The organism is Paenibacillus sp. IHBB 3054 (assembly GCF_051594305.1).
Classification (GTDB): Bacteria; Bacillota; Bacilli; order Paenibacillales; family Paenibacillaceae; genus Paenibacillus_AQ.
This window is the reverse complement of record NZ_JBOFBG010000001.1, coordinates 56,784-79,115: the sequence shown is the minus strand read 5'-3', so window position 1 is coordinate 79,115 and position 22,332 is coordinate 56,784. Positions and strand designations below refer to the sequence as shown.

Sequence of the window (22,332 nt, the reverse complement as noted above, 5' to 3'; positions counted from 1 at the left end):
GCGCTTTCTTTTGAGATGGTTGTTCAGTAACCGGTAATCCAGTGATTGACAATAGAGGGGGGACTCACTATAATCATTATAGACCGACGGTCGGTCGATGAAATGGAGGATTACAATTATGCGGATTTCCAAGGAACCTGAAGAACGCAGAAACGAAATTTTAGATACGGCAGAGCTGCTTTTTTTCACCCAGGGGTATAGCAGAACTACAATCAACGATATTTTGCAGAGGATCGGAATCGCCAAGGGAACCTTCTATTATTACTTTAAATCGAAGGAAGAGGTAATGGATGCGGTGGTTATGCGGTTCATTGATGCCGGGGTAGAAGCTGCGAAAGAGATTGCTTCCGATCACAGGCTTTCTGTTCACGAGAAGCTGCTGAGGATCATTATGGCACAGAAGCCGGACTCGGAAGGGAAGGAGCAACTGATTGAGCAGTTCCATCAGGCGGAGAATGCCCAGCTTCATCAAAAGAGCTTGACGGAAACCATTCTCCGCCTGACACCTGTATTAACAGAAGTTATTGAGCAGGGCATCGAGGAGCAGTTGTTCCATACCGCTTATCCCAGGGAAACGGTTGAGTTTCTGCTGGTGGCCTCGCAGTTTCTGCTGGATGAAGGTATCTTCCAGTGGCAGCCGGAGGAGATTCTCCGCAAGATCGAGGCTTTCATTCATATTATGGAAACTTCTCTGGGTGCCAAACAGGGCAGCTTCGCCTATGTCACACAAATGTTCGGGCAGCCGCCTGCAGCTGATGGAAAGGATAAGAGGGTGGGGATAAAGGATGGGGAAACAGAACAATAAATCCTTCAGCAAGTTTCTGGTGTTATGGACAGGAGAATGGATATCCAGTATGGGTAGTGGGCTGACAGCTTTTGCGCTGGGTGTTTATGTCTACCAGATGACAGGGACTGCAGCCAGTGTAGCGCTGGTAACGCTCTGCGCTTTTCTGCCTTCCATTCTGCTCAGTCCAATCGGCGGCGTGCTGGCTGACCGCTTTGACCGGCGGCTGATGATGATCACGGGTGATCTATGCTCCGCATTTGGACTTGTCTTCCTACTGTTTATCATGCTGCTGGGCGATCCGCCCGTTTGGCAAATCTGTCTCGGAGTGGCCTTCAGCTCCATATTCGTATCCTTGCTTGAACCGGCTTACAAGGCGACGATTACCGATTTATTGACCGAAGAGCAGTTTGCCAAGGCCAGCGGGCTGGTCCAGCTTGCAGCCTCCTCCAAATATCTTCTCTCTCCGCTGATTGCCGGGGTGTTGCTTGGATACATGGATATAAAGGCTGTGCTGATTATAGATATCTCCACTTTTGTGGTGACCGTGCTTGCGGTGCTGGCTGTGAAAAAGAACCTGCAGGCTGAGCTTCCAGCGAAAACACGGCAGTCCTTTGCAAGAGACCTGAAAGAGGGTTGGGATACGCTCATTTCCGTGAAAGGTGTTCTACAGCTTACGGTTATTTTATCGGTGGTTACATTCTATATGGGTTTTCTCCAGACCTTGTTTACCCCGCTCTTACTGCCGTTTACAGATACACAAACCCTGGGCACAGTGGAATCCGTAAGTGCGATTGGCATGCTGATCGGCAGTCTGTTCATCGGGATGTTCAGCATTAAGGGCCAATATGCCAAGGTGCTGGCTGTAAGTCTGGGATTCGCCGGAGGTTTCTTTGCACTGGTCGGTCTGACTACAAATCTATATTTTATCGCTGCAGCCGGATTGTTGTTCTTCGCGGCACTCCCCTTCATTAACACCTGTGCTGATGTGCTGATCCGAAAAAATATCGCCGCCGAAGCACAAGGCCGTGCTTGGGGGATCATTGGCATTCTTTCACAGCTCGGGTATGTGGCCGCTTATGCTGTTGCCGGAGTGCTGGCGGATCATGTCTTTAATCCGCTGCTGCGCAGCGGAGGAAGTCTTGCTTCCTCAGTGGGCAAGGTGCTGGGTACAGGAGAAGGCCGGGGTATCGGACTCCTGTTCATCGTCTGCGGTTTGCTGATAGTAATTGTGGCGGTGATTGTTCCAAGAATCAAATCTATTCGGGCTCTTGAACAACAACATTCATGAGTTTCTATATTGGAGAAGGAGGCAAGACAGCCAGATGCTGCTGCAAATCGTAAAAAGAGATGTTTTACGCAATAAAATCATCACCGGCGGATTGTTCATTTTTATTATGCTGTCTTCGCTGCTGGTTGCTTCTGCTTCGCACATCATTATGGAACTGACCGGCTCGCTGAATCAGCTGCTGGCCGCATCCAAGGCCCCCCATTTTGTGCAAATGCATGCCGGGACCCTAGATGATTCCGCCCTTAAACGTTTTGTTTCGGAAAATCCGCTTGTACAGGATCAGCAGACGGTGGAGATGCTTACGGTCGACGGCTCAAATGTGTACTTGGGCAATCCGGAAAAGTCGGAAGCCGCCAGCGTCATGGATATCGGTTTTGTGAAGCAGAATCAGAATTTCGATCTGCTGCTGAATCTGGATAATCAGGTGATCACGGTTTCACGCGGCGAAATTGCCGTTCCTATCTACTATAAGGGACAGAAGCAGCTGAATATCGGGGATAAGGTCAATGTTACCTCCGGGTCCTTTACCAGAGAGTTCGTGATCGTTGATTTTGTCCGGGATGTTCAAATGAATCCGGCGATTGTCAGCTCCAAACGTTTTGTAGTAAATGAGGCGGATTATACAGCGCTGCGGGGGAAGCTTGGCGAAGTGGAATATCTGATTGAATTTCAGCTCAAGGATAGCAGCAAGCTTACTGAGTTCCGTAATAGCTATCAATCTGCCGGCCTGCCGGATAAAGGACCGACCATTGATTACCCTTTATTTAAGACGCTGAATGCTCTAACCGACGGAATTATAGCCCTTGTCATTATACTGGTGAGCCTCCTGCTTATGGTGATTGCTATCCTGTGCCTCAGATTTACGATGATCGCCTCCATGGAGGAGGATTACAGGGAGATCGGAGTCATGAAAGCAATCGGGCTGCCGCGGCAGGATATCAGAAGAATCTATATGGCCAAATACATCATACTGGCCGCATTGGCTTCATGCTGCGGCTATGGATTGTCACTTTTTACTGCACGGTTGTTTACAGCCAACATTAGCCTGTACCTGGGCGCGGCTCCGAAGGGTCTGCTTCAGCATATCGTTCCTTTACTCGCTGTCAGTCTGAGCTTCGGGATTGTTGTGCTCTTTTGCAGGCTGATTCTTAGAAGGTTCAACCGGATCACAGCCATTGAAGCCTTGCGGTCAGGTACTGCCGGGGTGGGGAGAACACATACGTCATCGTTTACGCTCAGCAACCGTAAATGGCTCCCTGTGAATGGTTTTTTAGGGTTAAAAGATGTGTACAGCCGCTTCAGCATGTTCGGAGTGTTGCTGCTGGTTGTGGTAATTTGTCTGTTTATGATCATCATGCCGGTGAATTTGTTGAATACGCTGCGCTCCCCGCACTTTATATCCTATATGGGCGTAGGACAGAGCACCATCCGGATTGATCTTCAGCAGTCAGGCGATACCGCCCGGCGGTTTGAACAAATGCTCACAACACTTAAGAAGGATCCGGACATCAAAAAATTATCGCCGCTCATTACCTCCCGGTTTAAGGTACTGGGAAGTGATGACATCTGGGAGAATATCAATGTGGAAACAGGAGATTTCTCCATCTTTCCTTTGTCATACATAGAAGGGGGCGCCCCGGAAGGCGGAAGTGCAATCGCTCTGTCTGATCTGAACGCTAAGGAGCTGAATAAACGGGTCGGGGATACGCTTCTTATCAAGGCTGGAGGGAAAGAACGGCAGCTGACAGTAAGCGGAATCTATCAGGATATCACCAATGGAGGGCGGACGGCCAAAGCGCAGCTGCCCTATGATCCAAAGACTGTTATGTGGTACGTGGTAGCGGTGGATGTACAGCCTGAAATTCCGGTCGCCGGGAAAATAGAAGAGTTGGCCGGGGCATTCTATCCGGCTAAAATCACATATCTGGACAGCTATTTAGCTCAGACTCTGGGGAATACGGTTAAGCAGCTGCGGATGGTCACTATACTCGCGATCACCATTTCCATCTCGATAGCGGTACTGATTACGTCCTTGTTTCTAAAAATGCTGCTGGCGAAGGATTCCACGCAAATTACAATCTTGCGAAGCATCGGGTTCACGGTCGCTGATATCCGCCGGCAATATCTGGCCAGAACGCTGCTGATCGCCGGTCTTGGCAGCCTGCTTGGGATCTTGACGGCCGGAACGATCGGTCAAAGTCTGGTGTATGTTCTCGGATCATTCCTGGGTGCTTCCCGAATTCAGCTTGAGGTTGATCCGGTGCTGGCCTATCTGATTCTTCCGGTTAGCCTCATGCTGGTCGTGGCGGTTACTACTATAGGAAGTACAGGATCCATTCACAAGTCCGGGTTCACGAATAAGATAGCCGATTGAGGGGGCGACAACTGGATGCATATATTAGAAACTAAGGGATTAAACAAAACTTTTTCAAACGTGCAAGGAACGCAGCAGCCTGTACTAAAAGAGATTAACCTGCAAATTCCACAGGGGGAGTTCACAGCAGTGATGGGACCTTCAGGCTCCGGCAAATCAACATTGTTGTATACATTAAGCGGAATGGACACAATGACTGCGGGCAGTGTCCTTTTTAAGGGGCAGGAGATCAGCGCCCTTTCCGAAGCAGAACTGGCGGCGCTGCGCCTGCATAGTATGGGCTTCATTTTTCAGCAGATGCATCTGTTAAAAAATCTGAACATCCGCGACAATATCATCCTGTCCGCTTACCGGGCCAAAAAGACCAGCCGCAAAGCCATCAATGCAAGAGCTGCCGATCTTATGAAAAGAACAGGCATTTCCGCATTGGCTGACCGGGGAATAACAGAGGTGTCCGGCGGACAATCACAGAGAGTGGCGATCTGCAGGGCGCTGATCAATCAGCCGGATATTCTGTTTGGCGATGAGCCTACGGGAGCACTAAACTCCAAGGCTGCGGGTGAGATCATGGAGATTTTGGGGGAGATTAACCGTTCGGGGACAACAATTCTTCTGGTTACCCATGATGCCAAGGTCGCTGCTGGTGCAGAGCGGGTGCTCTACATGCTGGATGGCCGAATGGCTTCGGAGCACTGGCTGGGCAAATATCATAAAGAAAAAGGTGATCTTAAGCAGAGGGAAGAGAAGTTGTCCATATGGCTGCGGACCCTGGAGTTCTGAGCGATAGGCTAAGGAATGAAATTTGCATCACCCTCTCAGCCGGAATTCATTGTGCAACTCTGGCGAAAGGGTGATACTATTTACTTAGATCAAATGTCATAGGATATCCACAGAACTTTATAAAATTTTCCAGTATAATGTAAGCGATATCATTATGGAATCGGCCTGCATCTCCAGGATCATCCGTGCCATATGACAGCAGTCCGATTACTCTGTTTAAGGGAGTCGATTTAATGCTGATCTTTAAGAGGATTTCGTTTAACAACTGGTTATTTACTGTTTTGTCTCTGCAGTATGCTCTCATGCATCTTTTTAAGCTCCACATTCCGGATTCGGTTAAGTTGTCTGAGATCATTATTTTTATCGTTTACACCGTTTCGGAGATTACATTGTTTATCTACCGGGGCAGACGGGCAGCCGTTGGAGCTGTTTCCGGAATGATCCCGCTTTTTTTTGCGGTGCTTTGGACTGTCGCCTTCTTTTCTCATTTTCAAAGCGAAAATTATGTGGCAGAACTTACGGTGATTAACTCGGTTGGAATGTTCACCGCCTTTTTTATTTTGCTGTTTGAATACATATTTCTGATCAGGGATTAATATTTTCGGCTCCAGATCACCAGCCGTCTTGGAATCTCAAGGCGGTTTTTGCGTATTTACGCACAATAGTCCAAAATTCAAAGGAATACTTAGGTCTGGGCGGGTCATTGCAAGAGATCAGGATTTTCCAGGTATTGCGACAGAATACATAATATTATGAAGGTTTAATTTTTAGGTGTAATGCGTTAAGATATAGACATCACCAAATGGTAACCACAAAGAACAGCAGCAAGCGGTTACAGGTGATGGACTCATTCCTAAATTTAGAAATGAATGTAGGAAAGGAGAGGCCCCGATGTACTGCCGTTAGCGATGCATGCCGGAATCGGCTGCTGCTGGAGAAGGTGTAAGTGACGACATCTTTTCGCAGACCGTGGGTATGCGGGAATCCAGAGGTAACCATGAACAAGGAACAGCTATTCAAGCAGGATTCATCTTGCGGAAGAAGGAGCGTGATTCCATTGAAAAAGGTTAGCGATGCGTACTAAACACGATGGCTCACAGTAGGGAAAACGTCCGTGAAAACGTTTTTCGTGACATCGAGTACGCGGGAACTCATCCCATATGCAGGACATGGAGCAACACTCCGAAAGGGAGCGCACGGGGACTACCGAAATATGAATAACAATCACCATGTCAGGGATATGGATTGTTGCTGGAGGAAATGATTGAATTGAAGAACGGATTGAACACATAAATCCCCGTTTACCTTAGGCTGAAGGTAAGCGGGGATTTATGCGTTCCTACGGCAAATCGGGGAAGGCTGTCATGTCTTGTCGAAATATGAAAAAGACACAGAATTGTGAAATGATTCACGTGACTATTATAAAATTTTAATATATAATAAGTTTATAAAAAGAATTTAGGGGGATTTGAGATGAAACTATTTAAAAGTTTGCTAGTAGCAGGGGTATCGGTTGCATTGTTGTCGGGTTGTGGTGCGAATAATGAAAAGGCGGCAAATGAGACAGCGACTGCTTCTCCGGCGGCAGCTCAGACAGATGCTACATCGGCAGCTTCAATCGTTGATGAAGCGGCTGCATTTACCAAGGCTGTAAGTGCAGAAGGAACCTGGATTGTTGCTATTCTGAATGATGTGACTGTTGATCAAGACGTTGTTGTAGCCGGTGAGTTCCATGATAAAGGTGTTGCTGAGAACGCAATTTACCGCAAGCTTGCTCTTTATGCACAGGATGCGGATCACAAAATCACTGCAAATTACACACTTACCGCACCTAAGGTTACCGTACAAAGTGAAAACTTCAGAGTGCAAGGCGGAACCATCAAAGGTGATGTATATGTAGAAGCAAAAGGTTTTAACCTGCACGAATCCGCTACAATTGATGGTAACCTCTACTTTGCCAGCGAAGATGTGAAAGCATCCGCAGCAGTGGATGGTAAAGTAACTGGAGCAACTGAAGTTAAGTAAATTCATTTACTGCAATCATACTTTTTTCGAAAAACCTGCAGACAGTGCCTTGATGGCACAACGTCTGCAGGTTTTTTTAAAATATAGAATTTATATGCTTCACACTATAAATTATCCTTCTATTTCTCGCTGAAACGGATACCGTCCTTTTGAGGACGGCGAAGCCGTTTCCACTTGTGACAATCCAGTCCATTCTGATAAACCCCATATGGTACAATATGGATGGACTGCGATCCTACACATAGGAGGTTTGGTGTGAAAAAAAGAACGATTGTATTAATTCTGCTGCTAATAATCATTTTAGGTTTAGTGGGCTATAGAAGATATTTCTATCAATTTAAGGATCTTGGGAAAGCCACCCTATTTAATGGTCCCATTGAGTCACCCAAAGGTAAATACAATGCACGCGCGTATTATATCCCGTATGGTGGCGCTGCAGGCGGTGTAATGTATCTTGTCGAAGTCGAACAAACCAAGACAGGCGTGAAGAAAATCATATATTCCAGCGAGCACAAAGACGATTTTTCAATGGACTGGCAAGCATCGGATATCCTCTCAATCACAAATGAAAGTCCAGAATATAAAGAATATCGGAATATTGAACTGAAGGTGAATACCGAGATCTATGAGGATTCAGGTTCTGCTTGCCGAAGCCTCCTGCTTAAGGACCAATATGAAACCTGCTATCAAGACGTGAAGGAGTAGACCCGTTATGTTGAAGAAGATAGGATTAACCCTTCTGGTCACTCCTTTGGTTATTATAGTGTTATTCGTTTCCCTGTTCCTGATTATTCCATTGGTTAACAATGTGAACTTGTCCAAGTTCGAGAAACAATTCAGCAAACATCAGCTCCCGCCTGAAACCATGATTGTAGAAAGGGAGTCTATACTTGGCAAACTGAATGGAAACGGCAACGGGTTGGACTTTTTGGCTGCAATTCTAGTGGATTCTTCATTATCTGTGGACGAGCTGACAAGCTATTACACCAAGGAAACATTCAAAAATGCCAAGCGGAGCAGAGAATACCCGGTCATCACTGAAGTCCTGCCTGTTACAGGAGCTTCTGTGGATTCGGTACATTTGGAACACGGCTCTTTGACCTTTGATGCATTAAAAGACATCGCAGATTACTCCGATTATTACTTTATCATTTTGTATGATGGAGGATATGATGCCTCGTTTGATCTTCGGGGACATTAATTTACGTGAATGGGGAGGTTGAATAGGTAGTGCTTGTGTCCAAAAAAATAATGATCGTATTGATCTTGTCAGTAGTCACACTTGGCGGATGCTCCAGCTCACCCTCTACGGCATTTAAAGAGCAGGGTTCCTCCACAGCCGCGCCTGCGGTTCAACAGTCCTATGATTTGTCCACACTCCATATGGACTTGCCGGCAAACTGGGGATTGGATACGTCCGATCCGAAGGTTTATGTAATTAAAGATGAGCAAGGTGAGGCCAGGGGCGAAGTATCGGCTAGTGAATTTGTAGAGAACTTTGATTTTAATAAAATGGTAATGCCCAATCACAGTTCGCTGACTTCTGAGGAGGAGCTTGATATTCCCATGGGAACAAGCAGATTACTTACTTTGGATGCCGACAACGGTTCTGCAGCGTCCGGGCTTACAGGGACTCATGATACCTATTATGTGGTGATCCCACATAAAGATGAGATTATATATATTTTGAATTATTCCAACAATGATAAAGCTGCGGAAACCAAACAGGAATTTATAGATATATTGACCAGTCTCCGTATAAAAGACACCAGGATCAAGAGCATCAGGCTGGAGTGTGCAGATTTATGCAAAGAAGAGACGGACAAGCCGGGACCGTTTACTGAAAAAATTTTCACCGATAAAGATGAACTTGAAGTCTTTGCAAATGCCTTGAACAAGGCAGTGAAAATGAACGGTGAACTGAATTATGTTACATATTTTCTAATGCATATTTCTTACCTTGACGGCACGCAAAAAAAGTATGTACTAAACATTTCGAATACAGAACAAGAAGGGATAACGGGTCTGCTGGTAGATACTGAAGACAGTGGACAGGGTTATGAGATTTCAGAGAGAATTCATAATGAGTTAAGAGCACTGATTTATTGAACTGGGCAATGGCGGTACGGACAAAGGACTGGCACACGATGCTTCTGTTGACCCTTCAGCATCGTGCCAGCGGCGTACAGACTCCCACACACGGCCCATCATGGCAGAATAGAGGGTATACAGAAAAACCCGGGCAATTATCGCGACATTGGCGAGAAATTGTTCGGGTTTTTGAGTGGGATACATAATCTCGGCTTCGAAAATATGTGCATTTTGCACTTATTTATGTTATGGTATTTATGTGCAAAACGCACATATATTAATTGAAGGGAAGAATGCAAATGATTAAAGCCGCAATTGTTAAGCAAGCGGGAATCCCTCCCGTATTAGGTCAATTTCCTGCACCAGTTGAATCCGCTGATAAAGTTATTGTTAACGTTTCGACCGCTGCTTTAAGTAAGCTTAGCAAGTTCCGTTCGTTAGGTATGCATTATTCATCAGAAACAAACTTCCCAATTGTAGCTGGTGCAGATGGTGTCGGCACATTGGCAGATGGATCTCGTGTTTACTTTGCGCTCCCTGCCGCACCCTATGGGAGTTTAGCTGAACAAACCATTGTAGAAAAAAATATGATTATACATTTACCCAAAGAGATTGATGAAGTAACCGCCGCTGCAATCACAAACCCGGCTATGTCTTCGTGGGCTGCTTTGGTCTATCGAGCGCAATTCCAATCTGGTCAAACGGTTCTGATTAACGGTGCGACTAGTGTATCCGGTAGTTTGGCCATTCAAATTGCTAAATATTTAGGCGCAAAAAAAATTATTGCAACCGGGCGAAACCACTCAAAGTTACAGTCCTTAGGAGCAGATGAATTCGTTGCATTTGACATGAATACTGACAACGGCAAACAAGCTTTTGAGAAAGCCCTGGAGCCAACTTTTGCGGATGGTGTAGATGTTGTACTAGATTATCTCTGGGGTGACAGTGCCTTCGCCATTATCTCTGCTGCTGCAAAAGCTGGTGGGAGTCGCCCTACGCGATTTGTTAGTATAGGAACTGCGTCCGGGCAAGAATACATCAACATGCCCTCTTCATTACTTCGTGCATCTACGATCGAACTGGTCGGCAGTGGCGGCAGAAGTGTTTCACAATTGAATATGCTGTCATCTGCACAAAGTGTTTTGGAACTTGCTTCAAAAGGAAAGATCCACATCGCTACAACAACATTTTCTTTAGAAGATATCGAAATAGCTTGGAATGCACCATTGACACCTCGTCCCGTTATAATGATAAAATAAGGAACATGGAAGATAAACTTTTTAGTACACTGATTGAATTGACTACAATAATTAATCAGTCAGATCGCGATAAGAAAATGATTGCCCATGCTGGTGTTAACATGGAAGCAGCAGCTTTTCGTGTTTTCATCGGCATTGGACATCTTCAGTCAACAAGTGTCGGCGATTTGGCTGCCAAGATGGGCAAAAATTACTCCAGTGTTAGTCGTCAAATTGATAAATTGGAAATAGCCGGATTGGTCCATACTTATCCGGCAAGGAAAGATTCTAGAATTCGTGTTTCTGAATTAACAAATCACGGAAAGGGGATTTTTTCTCAAATTAACTCCACTCGAAACGGCATCTTACAAGAAGCCTTGACGGACTGGACCGTAGACGAAAAGCAGCGTTTATTGAACGACTTAAGACGCTTAATTGATTCCTTAAATAAATTCAACTAATCAATGTTCAGACACTTTCTTGATGGCATGGTTGTTCGCGCTTCCATGATACCAAACAAGCAAGGTGTTTTTTTTGTCAAGCAAAAAAAGGGCAAAGTGAATCAATCACTTTGCACATTTTAGAATAGCCTAACCTTATTGTGATGGGGGAAGTGCGTATTTCTGTTGAATGGCGGTTTCCCTGCTGCGTGTAAGTATTTTACCCCATTTAATAGACGGAATTTCTATAAAATGATATGACAATGCAGCGATGGAAATACTGGCCGCGGCTGTTAGCAAGAGGATGAAGCCAATAGGGATGATTCCGTACAATAATTTAATGGAAGCTACCAGGATGATAAAATGATATAAATACAGGCTGTACGAGATCCGCCCCAGATAGCTGACGACTTTATTTCTCAGGATTGTTGAGAATCTCCCGCTGGATAAGGCAATGATTATTAACGAGCCGCATCCGAGCATGTTGATATAGGAAACCAAACCTGTGATTAAGGGGTTGCTTCCTGGTGCATGCAGCGAATACAACGCATAGGCAAAGGTGAAAAGAATGATTTTTGGCAGTGCTCCGGTTCTTTTATAATGTTTGATGAAAAAAGCTCTGTGCTTCGCCAGTAATGCGCCGACCACAAACAGCAGCATATAGCCAACCGTATCTCCGTATCCGCCTAAATAAAAACCGATGATACCGGCCAAAAGGTAAGCTGCGACGTTTTTTTGCCATGAATACCTGATCACTCCATACATCATCAAGGGGAACAGAATGGATATGCGCATTTCATGAACCAGCGACCAAATTACATTGTTAAATGCATTCACATTGAAACTGCCGATCAGGAAAAAATGTCCCAAGAGTAGTCTGGCTGAGATCGGCGTAGTCCAGCTCATGGAATTATACCACTCACTCAGTTCAGGAATGGAGCCCCTTTGGATCACTATGCTGAGAAGTACCGCTAAACATATGGCAACATAGAAAGGGATGCAGATTCGGAGGAATCTCTTGAGCAAGTAGGGCAAGTACCGGATCGTACCGCCTTTAAGAAAGGGTAAAGCCAGTACGAAGCCGCTCAGTACGAAGAATAGTTTGACCGCTTCCGGACCGCCGATAAACAGAGCCCTTGTAAACGGCAGATATTTGAGCACGAAGAGAGTCAGGTTATCCTGCGGCGAACTGGGTGAGTAAATCATGGGGAAGACAATCATCAGGTGTGTAATAAGCACCAGAACAGAAGCGATGCCTCTGAGCGAATCTAATTCAACATAATGACCATTTGTTTTAACTTTATGGTTATTCATCAGCATCCCTCCTTTATTTATCTGTATTTTAGCACAAAAAGAGAACTTTTATATATAAAGTTATTCGTAATGAATAATAAATCAGGATATGAAAAAGTTTTGGTAAATGCTGTAACATCAAGGTGCACTAGCCCGTCAATAGTAACAGAGGTGAATAACGATGATGAAATGGATAAAAAAAGGCGGGCCGATTTCAATGCTGCTTATATTGATGTTACTCGCAGCCGGCTGCGGGACGACGAATAAGGCGAATGTGGAGCCAATAGCCGGGACTGCTGCCCCTGAAGTAGCGCCGGAGCAGACGTCAGAACCCTGCTATGCCGAGATTGAATGGGTGGATTTCTTGATGATCAATGATATCAGGTATTCTCATAATTATGATGCAACCAAGCCGGTACCCGCGGATCAGCTGGGGGATAAGGTAGGGGAAGTTTCTTTTAAGGTGAGTGATAATGCCTGTACGGATCATGTCACCAAAAACGGAGATGCCGCATTCCTTCCTGTGGGTACAGTGATTTATGCGCTGGAAGGCTACAGATCCGATTTTCGGGTGGTAGCGGATAACAAGATTTATGAAGTAGAAGAGAATCCAAAGGCAGCCACTATCGGAGACCTGCTGGATATTGCAGGGAAAGTGGATAAAGTCAGTCTGGAAAGCGGTATGGATAGCAGTCTGATTGGTGATTTCACTAAAGAGGCCTCCGAAGAATTCATTCGTGAACTGCTGCCTTTGAAGAATGTTGGTTTCGATGCAGTCTATAAGCAAACAAAACACGAGTCCGGCGTATTCCTGCGGGTGCATCTGCAAGATGGCACCTCCTTCCGGATGCTTTACTATCCTAAGGGGAATGCGTTCACGGCAGGCGCGTTTGGAACAGACCGTTTACAGGAGTTAATCATAACCCAAAGGCAGAAGATTAAAGCGGCTGTGGGAATGTAAGCTCAAATATATTTTTGCTGAAGGTGTGATGATAAGTGCTTCCAATGGTCAGGCTGGCCACAATAAAAGATGCGGATGTATTATCCAGGCTAAATTATGAGTTTAATGGTGGGGATAAGCGTCCGGAGGCGGAAATTATTGGGAGTTTGAACACGGGGGACGAGTTAGTTGCCGTTGCCGAATTAAGGGACGAAGTCGTTGGCTTTGCCTGCGCGCAGAGCTCACAATCCTTCTGCTACGCAGCAACTCATGGTGAAATTACGGAAATGTATGTTCAGGAATCAGCCCGGAGGAAAGGTGTGGCGGCAGCACTGCTTGCCTTTCTGGAAGCTCAGCTCCGTTTGCGCGGTGTGGGCACGGTGAAGATTTTGACAGGAAGAACGAATCATCCGGCGATTGCCACGTATACACGCTGCGGTTATGTTGAGCATGATGAAGCTGTTTTAGAGAAAAGATTATATTATGAAGGCGGAACGAACAAACATGAGAGAACCTAAACTTCAGGCTGTATTTATTGACCGGGATGGAACCTTGGGCGGAAGTGACGAAGTGCAGTATCCGGGGTCTTTCGAATTGTTCCCGTTTACACCCGGAGCTTTAAACACGCTGAAATCCATGGGGCTTAAACTGTATGGTTTTACGAATCAACCCGGAATCTCGAGAGGGGAGGCAACGGAGGAAGCTTTTAGAATAGAAATGCTGGAGTTTGGATTTGACGGTGTATACATTTGTCCACATCAGCATAATGAAGGCTGTCATTGCCGTAAGCCTATTCCTGGAATGCTGATTAGAGCAGCGGAAGAAAACAATCTGGATCTAAGCAAATGTGCAGTGATTGGAGACCGTTGGACGGATATGGTGGCGGCAGACCGTGCCGGATGTATGAAGGTGTTAGTCATGACTGGTGCAGGAAACGCGGCATTAAATGAGTATAGAAATAAATGGCTGGATACCGAGGCGGATTATATTGCCGGAGATTTCGCTGATGCAGTTACTTACATAGAGCAGTACGTGCGTGGTGTGGAAGAACCAATGATCTAAATCTGTAAGGACCCGTCATTAACAGTGCACGAACTGTCGGGTGACTGTGCTTCATTATTGCTATTCTGGATGTGAGGAGAGGAGGAGCGAAGATGAACCTGCTGGAGAACATGAATCATGCATTGGCTTATATCGAAAAACATCTGACTGCGGAGATTGATTACCGGGAAGCGGCAAAACGCGCATTGTGCTCGGAATATCATTTCAAGCGGATGTTCTCTTTTCTCGCCGGTCTCCCGCTTTCGGAATATGTACGGCGTAGACGGCTGACACTCGCGGCCTTCGATCTGCAGAGCAGCCAGCTCAAAATTATCGACATTGCGCTGAATTATGGATACAGTTCACCGGATGCCTTCACCAAGGCATTCCAGCAATTTCACGGTGTTCTGCCCTCAGAAGCAAGAACCGCAGGGCCTTCACTGAAATCCTTTCCTCGAATGACTTTTCAGCTCATTATCAGAGGAGGAAATGAAATGAATTACCGGATTGAGGAGAAAGAAGCATTCCATATCGTCGGGATTAAGAAGAGAGTCCCTATTATTTTTGAGGGAGTGAATCCGGAGATTTCCGCCATGTGGCAAAGCCTGGATCTGCCAACCCTCTCCAAGCTCAAAGAGCTTTCGAATGTCGCACCCCCGGGACTGATAAGCGCGTCCACAAACTTTTCCGAGGGGCGGATGGAAGAAAAGGGGGAACTGGATCATTACATCGGAGTGGCTACCACGCTGGGATGTCCCGAGACCTTCACGCTGCTGGAGGTTCCGGCAATGTCTTGGGCGGTATTCGAGTCCATCGGACCTTTTCCGGCTACCCTGCAAAATATTTGGGGACGGATCTATTCCGAGTGGTTCCCTTCTTCCAACTATGAGCAGACCGAAGGGCCGGAAATCTTATGGAATGAGAGCAAAGATGTAACGTCCCCGACTTACAAAAGCGAAATTTGGATCCCGGTTGCAAAAAGGGTGTAGAAGCGGGTACAGCTTAAGGGAGCAAACTTGTTCAAGAAAAATTAGGAGAAAACAAATACACCGTCAGAATGCTGACGGTGTATTTGTATGGTCTGGCTCACCGGCAACACAGGTGACCGGTTCTCTCACATGTACAATCCCCTCAAGGCCGCTTCACCGGAAATCCGTATTCCTTCGCTCGCCAAGCGGTGAACAGCGCAAGCAGCAATAGAATAAACAATGCCCAGGGGAATGAGGCAACACCCAGCGTTTCGATTAGAATCCCGCCCAGCACACCACCGCTGCCGATAGCCAGATTCCATGCCGTCACCAGCATGGACTGGGCTACATCGGCACTCTCCCCAGCAGCTTCGGCAATTGCTGTCTGCAGCATTGTTGCAGCGCCTCCGAACGTCAATCCCCATGCAGCAACCATAGGATAGATTACGATGGGATGGTTGCTTATGCCAAGTGCAATGGCGGCCAAAGTAAATGCAGTGAGGCTGATCAGAACCAATGGGCGCAATTTACGGTCGATCAGAATACCGGTAATCCCAATGCCTGCCAGTGAAGTAATACCGAAAATAAGCAGCACCAGGTCAATGCGCCGGGTAAGCCCGGCCTGCGCAAGAAATGGCGCAATATAGGTATAAAGGATGTTATGGGCCAGTACCCAAGCGAGAACGACTGCCAGAACCGACCGCACTCCGGGAATAACAAAGACCTTATAAAGCGGCAGCTGCTTATCGGCACTTGTGCCCGGGTAGTCCGGCAGCTTCCAAAGCACCCAGAAGACCAGCAGCAGCGCGAGCAGTGACATGATCCCAAACACAGCACGCCAGCCGGCAAAGGTGCCAAGAAATGTTCCGGCAGGGACACCGATGGCCAGGGCCAGAGGCGTGCCGACCATCGCCACCGCCATGGCCCGCCCCTTAAGCGATTCCGGTACCATGCGGCGGGCATAACCTGCGATCATTCCCCACAGGACACCTGCAGATATGCCGGCAAAAAAACGGGCAGCCAGCGTCAATATATAATTAGAAGAAAAGGCAGTGATGGTGTTGAATACGAGAAACCCAATAATGCATAGCAGCAGCAGGGGCCTCCGCCGCCATCCGCGTGTTGCGGCGGTTAAAGGAATGGCGGCCAACAATGAACCGAGGGCGTACAAAGTGACAAGCTGACCGGCTAGAGCTTCAGAGACACCAAGCCCATCACCAATTTGCAGCAGCAAGCCGGCTGGAACCGTTTCGGTGAGAATACAGATAAACCCTGTCATCGCGAGGGCGAGCAAGCCAGCCCATGGGAGCCGCTCAGAAGTGCCGGAGTCATTCTGTGCGGAAGAAGTAGTATTTTGGCTCATTTGAGTAGCACCTCTTTGCATTTTTTATTTTATGTTTAGATTTTACGGCCAGCCGAGTCACGACTCCTTCAGTCACAGAGAGCCTTGACCGGTACGTACCGGCCAAGGCTCCCCTGTACTCATTCTCTATGATCTGATGCTGGCATAAATCGCTTCACAAAGGTCAACCGTAAACTGGCCGGACATGCCTTCCAGTAAGGTATTGGTAAATGCCACAACGCTTAGCCGGTGCTTAGGATCGACGAACCATGAATGGCCATAAGTGCCGCCCATCCGCCATGCTCCCGGTGATTCAGGAGTGTTTGCGGCGGCAGGGTCTTTCAGCACTGTAATGCCAAGACCGAATCCCCGTCCTGGCCAAAAGGGCATAGGCAGGTCACCGATCTGATTGGTAGTCATTTCGTGAACCAGAGATTCTGGCAGCAAAGGGGCCCCGCCCTGGCGCAATGTTTCCAGCAGGTGCAAAAAGTCCCCGGCACTGCCAACCATACCGGCACCACCGGAGGGATAGGCGGCGGCATCAAGTGCCCGGCCTGGAGCAAGCAGGAAGCCTGCCGTACCATCCACAAAGGCAATCTTGTCGGGATCAAGTAATGGCCGCGGCTCCGGGTAGTCGTTGGCATAAGGGGTGGCCAGCCGTTCTGGATCAGCTGCAATGAACCCGGTGTCACTCATGCCGAGCGGTTTGGTTACCAGTGAATCTATGGCTTCGCCGAGTGTTGTTTCTGTGACCTTGGCTATGATTGCACCCAGCACATCTGTTGCTATGGAATATCTCCACTCTGTGCCTGGCGTGTAGAGAAGCGGCACAGAGGCGAGGCGGCGCATATTCTCTTCCAGTGTGATTCCGGACTGATCCATACCATCCGAAATCCCTGCCCGCTGATAGGAACTATTCTCTTCCTGGAAGAACCGGTAAGACAGACCGGCCGTATGCGTCATCAGATGGCGGATCGTCAATTGCGCGATTTCGCCGTTCTGCAAGCGTGGGCGGAAATCCGGAAGCCAACGGTCAACCCGGTCGTCCAATTGCAGGCGCCCTTGTGCAACCAGTACTAAGGCAGCCGTGGAAACAATAGGTTTGGTGACCGAGGCGAGCCGGAATAAAGCATCTTCTCTCATAAGCCGGTTCAGCCCGCGGTCAGCATAACCGGCAGCGCGGCTGTAAACCATTGTTCCGTCTATCGCTACTTTAATGACGGCACCGACCAACCTCTTGTCGGCAAGCGTCCGATCCATTACTTCATCGATGCGGCCCGACAAACATTGCGGATCAATTGGGTTTGAATATAATGTACACATGGGCTCCATCCTCTCGGAATAGTTAAAGTCTTGGACACTTTACTATTGTAGGTTTATTATATAAAATAAGTTACCTTGGTTACATAACGTAACAAAGGTAACTCGGCTGAATAACGATTAAATTATATTTGTTTTATCCAATTGACCTGAATTTTAAAGGAGCTGACTATAATGGATCATGTCGATAAGCAAATCCTGTTCCACCTGCAGAGCCAAGCGAGAATTTCGATGACAGAACTGGGGAAAAACGTCGGCTTATCACAGCCTGCAGTTACAGAGAGGGTTAAACGCATGGAGGAGAAGGGGATCATCAGTGAGTATCGCACCATCATATCCCCTGAAAAGATAGGCAAACAGGCTGCGGCTTATATATTGTTTCATTCTAGAGATTGTAACGCATTCCTTGATTTCTGCCGGGCCGCTCCCGATGTCGTCGAATGTTACCGGATAAGCGGGGAACACAACTATTTATTGAAAGTGATTAGCGATTCTACGCGAGCGCTTGAAGAGTTCGGAAATCAATGTGATAAATACGGGACCTACACGATTCTAATTGTGATGTCATCTCCTATCGATCATAAATTCCTCATCCCTTCGCTAGGAGAAACACCAATAAATATGCTGAGTTAATCAGTCCCGCTGGAATAATTTAAGGCTCGAACCCTAGCACAGATGCGCCGGGGATTCGAGCCTTTATGTGCTTCAACAGTAAACTAAGCAGGCAGTATAGCTGCATGTGATTCTTCTAATAGGGATGCTTCTGCCTCTGCTGCTTTAAACTGGAGGTTATATAACTGTGCATAAAGCCCGTTTTGGGCGAGCAAAACTTCATGTGTGCCTTCCTCGGTAATAACCCCCTGATCCAGTACAACAATTCTGGATGCGTTCCGTACGGTTGAAAGCCTGTGCGCAATTACCAGTGTTGTCCTGTTGTTCATCAAGTGATCCAACGCTTCCTGCACCAACCGCTCGGATTCGTTATCTAGAGCAGAAGTGGCTTCGTCCAGCAGAAGCAGCGGTGCATCTCGAAGAAAGGCCCGGGCTATAGCGATTCGCTGCCGTTGTCCGCCGGAAAGACTCGAGCCATGTTCACCGATGACCGTATCGTATCCGCCCGGAAGCTTCGCGATAAACTCCGCTGCGCCCGCGAGCCGGGCGGCTTCGTGAATTTCTTGTTCACTGGCTGAATTAGAGCTGAAGGCTATATTGTCTCTAATCGTACCAGAGAACAAATAAGGGGATTGCGGTACATAAGTAACCTGTGCCCGGGCTTCTTCCAGCTGCTCCTGAACCGGTCTTCCATAAACCGAGATGCTGCCGGCATCGGGTGCATACAATCCACAGCATAAACGGGCAAGCGTTGTTTTGCCGGAACCGCTTGGACCTACAACAGCGACCGTTTCTCCATGCTGAATTTGCAGGTTGAAGCCTTCAAACAGCGGCTGCTCCGTTTCTATTCGGCCGGAATAGCTATAGCTGATCTCTTGTAGGCATAATGCAGCCGACCTCTCCGAAGCAGGGAGAGGAGGGGACGAAGCCGGGGAAGAATGTGGTGCTCCTTCCTCATCTGCATCCAGTACAGCGAATACGCGGTCGGCTGCTCCTAACGCTTCTTGAACACCACCCCAGGTCTGGGACATGTGGACAAAAGGCCACTGTACCCGTCCCATCAGAATGATGAAGGCGAGTACTTCACCGGCTGTTGTTCCGCCTCTTACGGCAGAGACTGCGATCAGCGCAGCGCAGGCCACCATTACGATATTGTTGATAAAGGCAGAGGACTGCCAGAGCAGCGTGTTCAGCAGTGCTCTTTGGCGCTGCAGCCGGTTCAACTGTTCACGTCCGGCTGCATACCGGTTCAAGAGATTGTCCTCCAGGGAAAAGGCCCGGACCACTTTCATTCCTTGCAGCGTTTCCTGCAGAATACCCCGCAGCTCAGCTTCCTTCTGATGGATCTCCGTGAACAGTTTGCGAAGTCTGCGGTCAAAGAAGCGTCCGGAAAGAAACACAACCGGTCCCGAACCGAGCGCCAGCAGCGCGATCCAGACATCCATTTTCGCCAGGTACAGAAAAGAAACGAGACATAAAAGCAGATTATAGCCCAAATCATAGACGATGCCGTTAATCATGCCAATGGCCGCACCTGCATCCCGGTTATTGCGCGAGACCAAATCTCCTGAATGCATGGACTGGACTTCACGGAAGGGAAGCCGGTGGGTCTTATCGAACAGCTTGGCGCGAATCGCCCAAGCCATTTGGCTCTCTGTAATAAAGCGGAAGTAATGCTGCAGCATGAGGCAGATAATAATGATAAAACAGACGACGGCGCAAATAACGGTAATGCGTGTCAGTGAATGCATATTAGAGCTGTTGATGGTATCAATAAACACCTGCTGGATGGCTGCAAAGCCTATGTCCAAGACTAGCCTTGCCGAGAGCAGTAATACAGCCGCCATTAACCCGACCCGGTAGGGGGTTGAGAAGGTCATCAACCTGCGCAGTACATATCCAAGCTTGAGTTTAGCGGACGCTTTTGCATTCATTCCAGACCCTCCCTAACCTCTAGCAAATCGTGATTCTGCTTCATGGAAGTCTCAACCATTTTGAAGTACTTGCCTTCTAGTGCCATTAACTCCTGATGTGTGCCTGTTTCTGCTACAGCTCCTGCTTCCATGAAATAAATCTGATCGGCGTCTCGGATAGTGGACAATCTATGAGCAATAACGACTGTTGTCCGGTCGTGCATGAGCTCCCTGAGGGCTTGCTGGATCAGCGCCTCATTGTGGCTGTCCAGTGCGGCCGTGGGTTCATCGAGCAGCAGAAGTTTGGGCTCGCGGACAAACGCCCGGGCAATGGAGAGACGCTGCCGTTCACCGCCGGATAATGTTAACCCCCGTTCTCCAATAGTAGTCTCATATTGTAAGGGCGTTCTCATAATTACTTCATGGATGCCGGCTCTTTGGGTTGCTTGGATGACCTCTTCCGTTGTTGCACCAGATCTTCCCCAGGCTATATTCTCATGGAAAGTGCCGGAGAACAGATAAGGCTCCTGGGACACGTAGGCAATTCGCTCACGCCAGATCCGGAGCGGGATTCTGCTTAAGGGGTGAACGCCACAGCGGATAACCCCTTCGTCAGGTTCATAGGCTGCGAGCAGCAAATGGAGCAGGGTGCTTTTTCCGCTGCCGCTGGGGCCTGCTAATGCAGTCACCTTGCCGGGTCTTATGATAAGCTGCACATTGTTTAATACTGGAGCGGCATCATAGTGGAAACTTACGTTGTTAAAAGAAATATCGGATCGGCTGATCATTTCCGGATCGGGTACTTCAGTCAAGGCAACCGGGGAGTGATTTGCCTCTTCCTCCGGTAAATCCAGCACTTCAAACATCCGTTTTCCTTGCGCCAAAGACATCTGCAATTCCGTCCACAGGTTGGCCAGCTTCGAGACCGGATTTGAAATCTGCTCAAAACAGATCAGAAAGGCGGCCACGGCCCCCACATCCAGACGCCCCCCGATCACCAAATATCCGCCAAAAGAGAGGACGTAGAGCAGTCCGCCAAGGATAACGACCAGTGGCATATTATAGCCAACAGCTTCTAAACGGGTGAGCGGTATATGAATAGTAAAATATTGTTTTACCCGGGCGGCAAATTGTTGGTGCAGCCTGGGGGCAAGAGAGAAGGCGCGCACAACTTCGGCGCCCTGGACTGTATCCTGAATAAACATTTGCTGCGCGGTTTCGATCTTCTGTCTTTGCTCATGCATGGAGCGCAGCCGGGAAGTGAAGGGAAGCATGACGAGTGGAACCAGGGAGCAAATGATGATTGTTCCCAAGGTTAACGCAAATTGAAGAGATAACAGATATGTGAGAAGGAAAGCAATCTGCAGCAGATTGCTGAACAGGTCAATGGTTTTCTGGTTGATTCCATGCTGGGCCGCAGAGGCGGAATCATTAATCCGGCTGATCAGATCTGCAGAATGATAACGATCCAGCTCTTTCATTTGCACGTTCAGCAGTCTGCCCAGAAGTGATACCTGAAGCCGGGAGGTCGACTTGACCTCCAGTACACCGGACAAATAGCTTTTTAGAAAGTTGGCTGCGGCATCGACGAACATAATGACAACGGCAAACAGGGTGGCGGAAGTCAGGCCCGACATATTGTGATTTGTAGCCGAATTAATAATTCGCCGTAAAGCTTCGGCTACACCAACCGTTGTAAGAGAGATAACTGCTGCCAGGGCGCATAATAGAATGTACCAGCCTAAATAAGGCCTGCCAAGTTTAAATAAACGGAAAGTTGTGCTGGAAACAGCAGCGGATTCCTTGTTGCCGGCTGCTGCATGGCTTGATTCACTCACGAGGGACACTCCCCTTATTCTCAAATTTTCCTGTACTCCTGT

At 47.8% G+C, this 22,332-nt stretch carries 21 protein-coding genes; 16 read left to right on the top strand and 5 right to left on the bottom strand.

The features are described 5' to 3' along the window. Positions 1–118: 118 nt before the first annotated feature. The 11 genes from ACQ76X_RS00430 to ACQ76X_RS00380 all read left to right on the top strand — a co-directional run bounded on the left by ACQ76X_RS00430 (position 119) and on the right by ACQ76X_RS00380 (position 11,044). A complete protein-coding gene (locus ACQ76X_RS00430; protein ID WP_438490895.1) occupies positions 119–805 on the top strand; it encodes a TetR/AcrR family transcriptional regulator in 687 nt (228 codons plus the stop codon). Further along, on the top strand, positions 786–2,075 hold the full coding sequence (locus tag ACQ76X_RS00425) for an MFS transporter (protein WP_438490894.1): 1,290 nt from the start codon (positions 786–788) through the stop codon (positions 2,073–2,075). The genes ACQ76X_RS00430 and ACQ76X_RS00425 overlap by 20 nt, the downstream gene beginning before the upstream one ends. A gap of 34 nt (positions 2,076–2,109) precedes the next feature. Then, on the top strand, positions 2,110–4,449 hold the full coding sequence (locus ACQ76X_RS00420; RefSeq protein WP_438490893.1) for an ABC transporter permease: 2,340 nt from the start codon (positions 2,110–2,112) through the stop codon (positions 4,447–4,449). 15 nt (positions 4,450–4,464) lie between these two features. Beyond that, a complete protein-coding gene (locus ACQ76X_RS00415; protein ID WP_438490892.1) occupies positions 4,465–5,229 on the top strand; it encodes an ABC transporter ATP-binding protein in 765 nt (254 codons plus the stop codon). A 233-nt stretch (positions 5,230–5,462) separates the two neighbouring features. Then, the gene (locus tag ACQ76X_RS00410) at positions 5,463–5,825 is read left to right on the top strand and encodes a hypothetical protein (RefSeq protein WP_438490891.1); all 363 of its coding nucleotides are present in this window, start codon (positions 5,463–5,465) and stop codon (positions 5,823–5,825) included. Between the two features lie 877 nt (positions 5,826–6,702). Further along, entirely contained in the window at positions 6,703–7,254 is a 552-nt protein-coding gene (locus tag ACQ76X_RS00405) for a hypothetical protein (RefSeq protein ID WP_438490890.1), read from the top strand. A gap of 255 nt (positions 7,255–7,509) precedes the next feature. Next, complete coding sequence (locus ACQ76X_RS00400) at positions 7,510–7,959, top strand: DUF5412 family protein (protein ID WP_438490889.1); 450 nt, start codon at positions 7,510–7,512, stop codon at positions 7,957–7,959. Positions 7,960–7,966: 7 nt separating this feature from the next. Then, a complete protein-coding gene (locus tag ACQ76X_RS00395) occupies positions 7,967–8,455 on the top strand; it encodes a hypothetical protein (protein WP_438490888.1) in 489 nt (162 codons plus the stop codon). 29 nt (positions 8,456–8,484) lie between these two features. Further along, entirely contained in the window at positions 8,485–9,363 is an 879-nt protein-coding gene (locus tag ACQ76X_RS00390; RefSeq protein WP_438490887.1) for a hypothetical protein, read from the top strand. A gap of 281 nt (positions 9,364–9,644) precedes the next feature. Further along, the gene (locus ACQ76X_RS00385; RefSeq protein ID WP_438490886.1) at positions 9,645–10,604 is read left to right on the top strand and encodes a zinc-binding dehydrogenase; all 960 of its coding nucleotides are present in this window, start codon (positions 9,645–9,647) and stop codon (positions 10,602–10,604) included. 5 nt (positions 10,605–10,609) lie between these two features. Next, positions 10,610–11,044 carry a MarR family winged helix-turn-helix transcriptional regulator gene (locus tag ACQ76X_RS00380; RefSeq protein WP_438490885.1) on the top strand — a complete coding sequence of 145 codons (435 nt, stop codon included), beginning with the start codon at positions 10,610–10,612 and terminating at the stop codon, positions 11,042–11,044. Positions 11,045–11,179: 135 nt separating this feature from the next. Here the strand turns inward: ACQ76X_RS00380 and ACQ76X_RS00375 are convergent, their stop codons facing one another. Then, complete coding sequence (locus tag ACQ76X_RS00375; protein ID WP_438490884.1) at positions 11,180–12,337, bottom strand: acyltransferase family protein; 1,158 nt, start codon at positions 12,335–12,337, stop codon at positions 11,180–11,182. 160 nt (positions 12,338–12,497) lie between these two features. On the opposite strand from ACQ76X_RS00375, the gene ACQ76X_RS00370 reads away from it, so the two are divergent. From ACQ76X_RS00370 to ACQ76X_RS00355, 4 genes are all read left to right on the top strand, one after another. Further along, on the top strand, positions 12,498–13,277 hold the full coding sequence (locus ACQ76X_RS00370; protein WP_438490883.1) for a hypothetical protein: 780 nt from the start codon (positions 12,498–12,500) through the stop codon (positions 13,275–13,277). Between the two features lie 44 nt (positions 13,278–13,321). After that, complete coding sequence (locus ACQ76X_RS00365; RefSeq protein WP_438491574.1) at positions 13,322–13,774, top strand: GNAT family N-acetyltransferase; 453 nt, start codon at positions 13,322–13,324, stop codon at positions 13,772–13,774. After that, a complete protein-coding gene (locus ACQ76X_RS00360; protein ID WP_438490882.1) occupies positions 13,761–14,318 on the top strand; it encodes an HAD-IIIA family hydrolase in 558 nt (185 codons plus the stop codon). Before ACQ76X_RS00365 ends, ACQ76X_RS00360 begins: the two co-directional genes overlap by 14 nt. 92 nt (positions 14,319–14,410) lie before the next feature. After that, on the top strand, positions 14,411–15,286 hold the full coding sequence (locus ACQ76X_RS00355; RefSeq protein ID WP_438490881.1) for an AraC family transcriptional regulator: 876 nt from the start codon (positions 14,411–14,413) through the stop codon (positions 15,284–15,286). A gap of 142 nt (positions 15,287–15,428) precedes the next feature. On the opposite strand, the gene ACQ76X_RS00350 is transcribed toward ACQ76X_RS00355, so the two are convergent. Together ACQ76X_RS00350 and ACQ76X_RS00345 are read right to left on the bottom strand one after the other, a co-directional pair. Next, positions 15,429–16,628 (bottom strand): MFS transporter, encoded by a 1,200-nt coding sequence (locus ACQ76X_RS00350; RefSeq protein WP_438490880.1) that lies wholly within the window; start codon positions 16,626–16,628, stop codon positions 15,429–15,431. Between the two features lie 126 nt (positions 16,629–16,754). Further along, the gene (locus tag ACQ76X_RS00345; protein WP_438490879.1) at positions 16,755–17,930 is read right to left on the bottom strand and encodes a serine hydrolase domain-containing protein; all 1,176 of its coding nucleotides are present in this window, start codon (positions 17,928–17,930) and stop codon (positions 16,755–16,757) included. Between the two features lie 171 nt (positions 17,931–18,101). On the opposite strand from ACQ76X_RS00345, the gene ACQ76X_RS00340 reads away from it, so the two are divergent. Further along, positions 18,102–18,560: an Lrp/AsnC family transcriptional regulator gene (locus ACQ76X_RS00340; protein WP_341094246.1), complete on the top strand. Its 459-nt coding sequence runs from the start codon at positions 18,102–18,104 to the stop codon at positions 18,558–18,560. Between the two features lie 83 nt (positions 18,561–18,643). On the opposite strand, the gene ACQ76X_RS00335 is transcribed toward ACQ76X_RS00340, so the two are convergent. Further along, positions 18,644–20,473, bottom strand: coding sequence for an ABC transporter ATP-binding protein (locus ACQ76X_RS00335; RefSeq protein WP_438490878.1), 1,830 nt, complete (start codon positions 20,471–20,473; stop codon positions 18,644–18,646). After that, positions 20,470–22,290 (bottom strand): ABC transporter ATP-binding protein, encoded by a 1,821-nt coding sequence (locus ACQ76X_RS00330; protein WP_438490877.1) that lies wholly within the window; start codon positions 22,288–22,290, stop codon positions 20,470–20,472. The genes ACQ76X_RS00335 and ACQ76X_RS00330 overlap by 4 nt, the downstream gene beginning before the upstream one ends. Between the last annotated feature and the right edge of the window lie 42 nt (positions 22,291–22,332).

What these genes read in the sequence shown, in the direction of transcription:
- ACQ76X_RS00430 (WP_438490895.1), top strand. Translation starts at nt 119, where the DNA reads ATGCGGATTTCCAAGGAACCTGAAGAACGCAGAAACGAAATTTTAGAT.
- ACQ76X_RS00345 (WP_438490879.1), bottom strand. Translation starts at nt 17,930, where the DNA reads ATGTGTACATTATATTCAAACCCAATTGATCCGCAATGTTTGTCGGGC.
- ACQ76X_RS00425 (WP_438490894.1), top strand. Translation starts at nt 786, where the DNA reads ATGGGGAAACAGAACAATAAATCCTTCAGCAAGTTTCTGGTGTTATGG.
- ACQ76X_RS00380 (WP_438490885.1), top strand. Translation starts at nt 10,610, where the DNA reads ATGGAAGATAAACTTTTTAGTACACTGATTGAATTGACTACAATAATT.
- ACQ76X_RS00335 (WP_438490878.1), bottom strand. Translation starts at nt 20,473, where the DNA reads ATGAATGCAAAAGCGTCCGCTAAACTCAAGCTTGGATATGTACTGCGC.
- ACQ76X_RS00370 (WP_438490883.1), top strand. Translation starts at nt 12,498, where the DNA reads ATGATGAAATGGATAAAAAAAGGCGGGCCGATTTCAATGCTGCTTATA.
- ACQ76X_RS00340 (WP_341094246.1), top strand. Translation starts at nt 18,102, where the DNA reads ATGGATCATGTCGATAAGCAAATCCTGTTCCACCTGCAGAGCCAAGCG.
- ACQ76X_RS00375 (WP_438490884.1), bottom strand. Translation starts at nt 12,337, where the DNA reads ATGAATAACCATAAAGTTAAAACAAATGGTCATTATGTTGAATTAGAT.
- ACQ76X_RS00420 (WP_438490893.1), top strand. Translation starts at nt 2,110, where the DNA reads ATGCTGCTGCAAATCGTAAAAAGAGATGTTTTACGCAATAAAATCATC.
- ACQ76X_RS00405 (WP_438490890.1), top strand. Translation starts at nt 6,703, where the DNA reads ATGAAACTATTTAAAAGTTTGCTAGTAGCAGGGGTATCGGTTGCATTG.
- ACQ76X_RS00365 (WP_438491574.1), top strand. Translation starts at nt 13,322, where the DNA reads ATGGTCAGGCTGGCCACAATAAAAGATGCGGATGTATTATCCAGGCTA.
- ACQ76X_RS00350 (WP_438490880.1), bottom strand. Translation starts at nt 16,628, where the DNA reads ATGAGCCAAAATACTACTTCTTCCGCACAGAATGACTCCGGCACTTCT.
- ACQ76X_RS00385 (WP_438490886.1), top strand. Translation starts at nt 9,645, where the DNA reads ATGATTAAAGCCGCAATTGTTAAGCAAGCGGGAATCCCTCCCGTATTA.
- ACQ76X_RS00410 (WP_438490891.1), top strand. Translation starts at nt 5,463, where the DNA reads ATGCTGATCTTTAAGAGGATTTCGTTTAACAACTGGTTATTTACTGTT.
- ACQ76X_RS00360 (WP_438490882.1), top strand. Translation starts at nt 13,761, where the DNA reads ATGAGAGAACCTAAACTTCAGGCTGTATTTATTGACCGGGATGGAACC.
- ACQ76X_RS00355 (WP_438490881.1), top strand. Translation starts at nt 14,411, where the DNA reads ATGAACCTGCTGGAGAACATGAATCATGCATTGGCTTATATCGAAAAA.
- ACQ76X_RS00395 (WP_438490888.1), top strand. Translation starts at nt 7,967, where the DNA reads ATGTTGAAGAAGATAGGATTAACCCTTCTGGTCACTCCTTTGGTTATT.
- ACQ76X_RS00415 (WP_438490892.1), top strand. Translation starts at nt 4,465, where the DNA reads ATGCATATATTAGAAACTAAGGGATTAAACAAAACTTTTTCAAACGTG.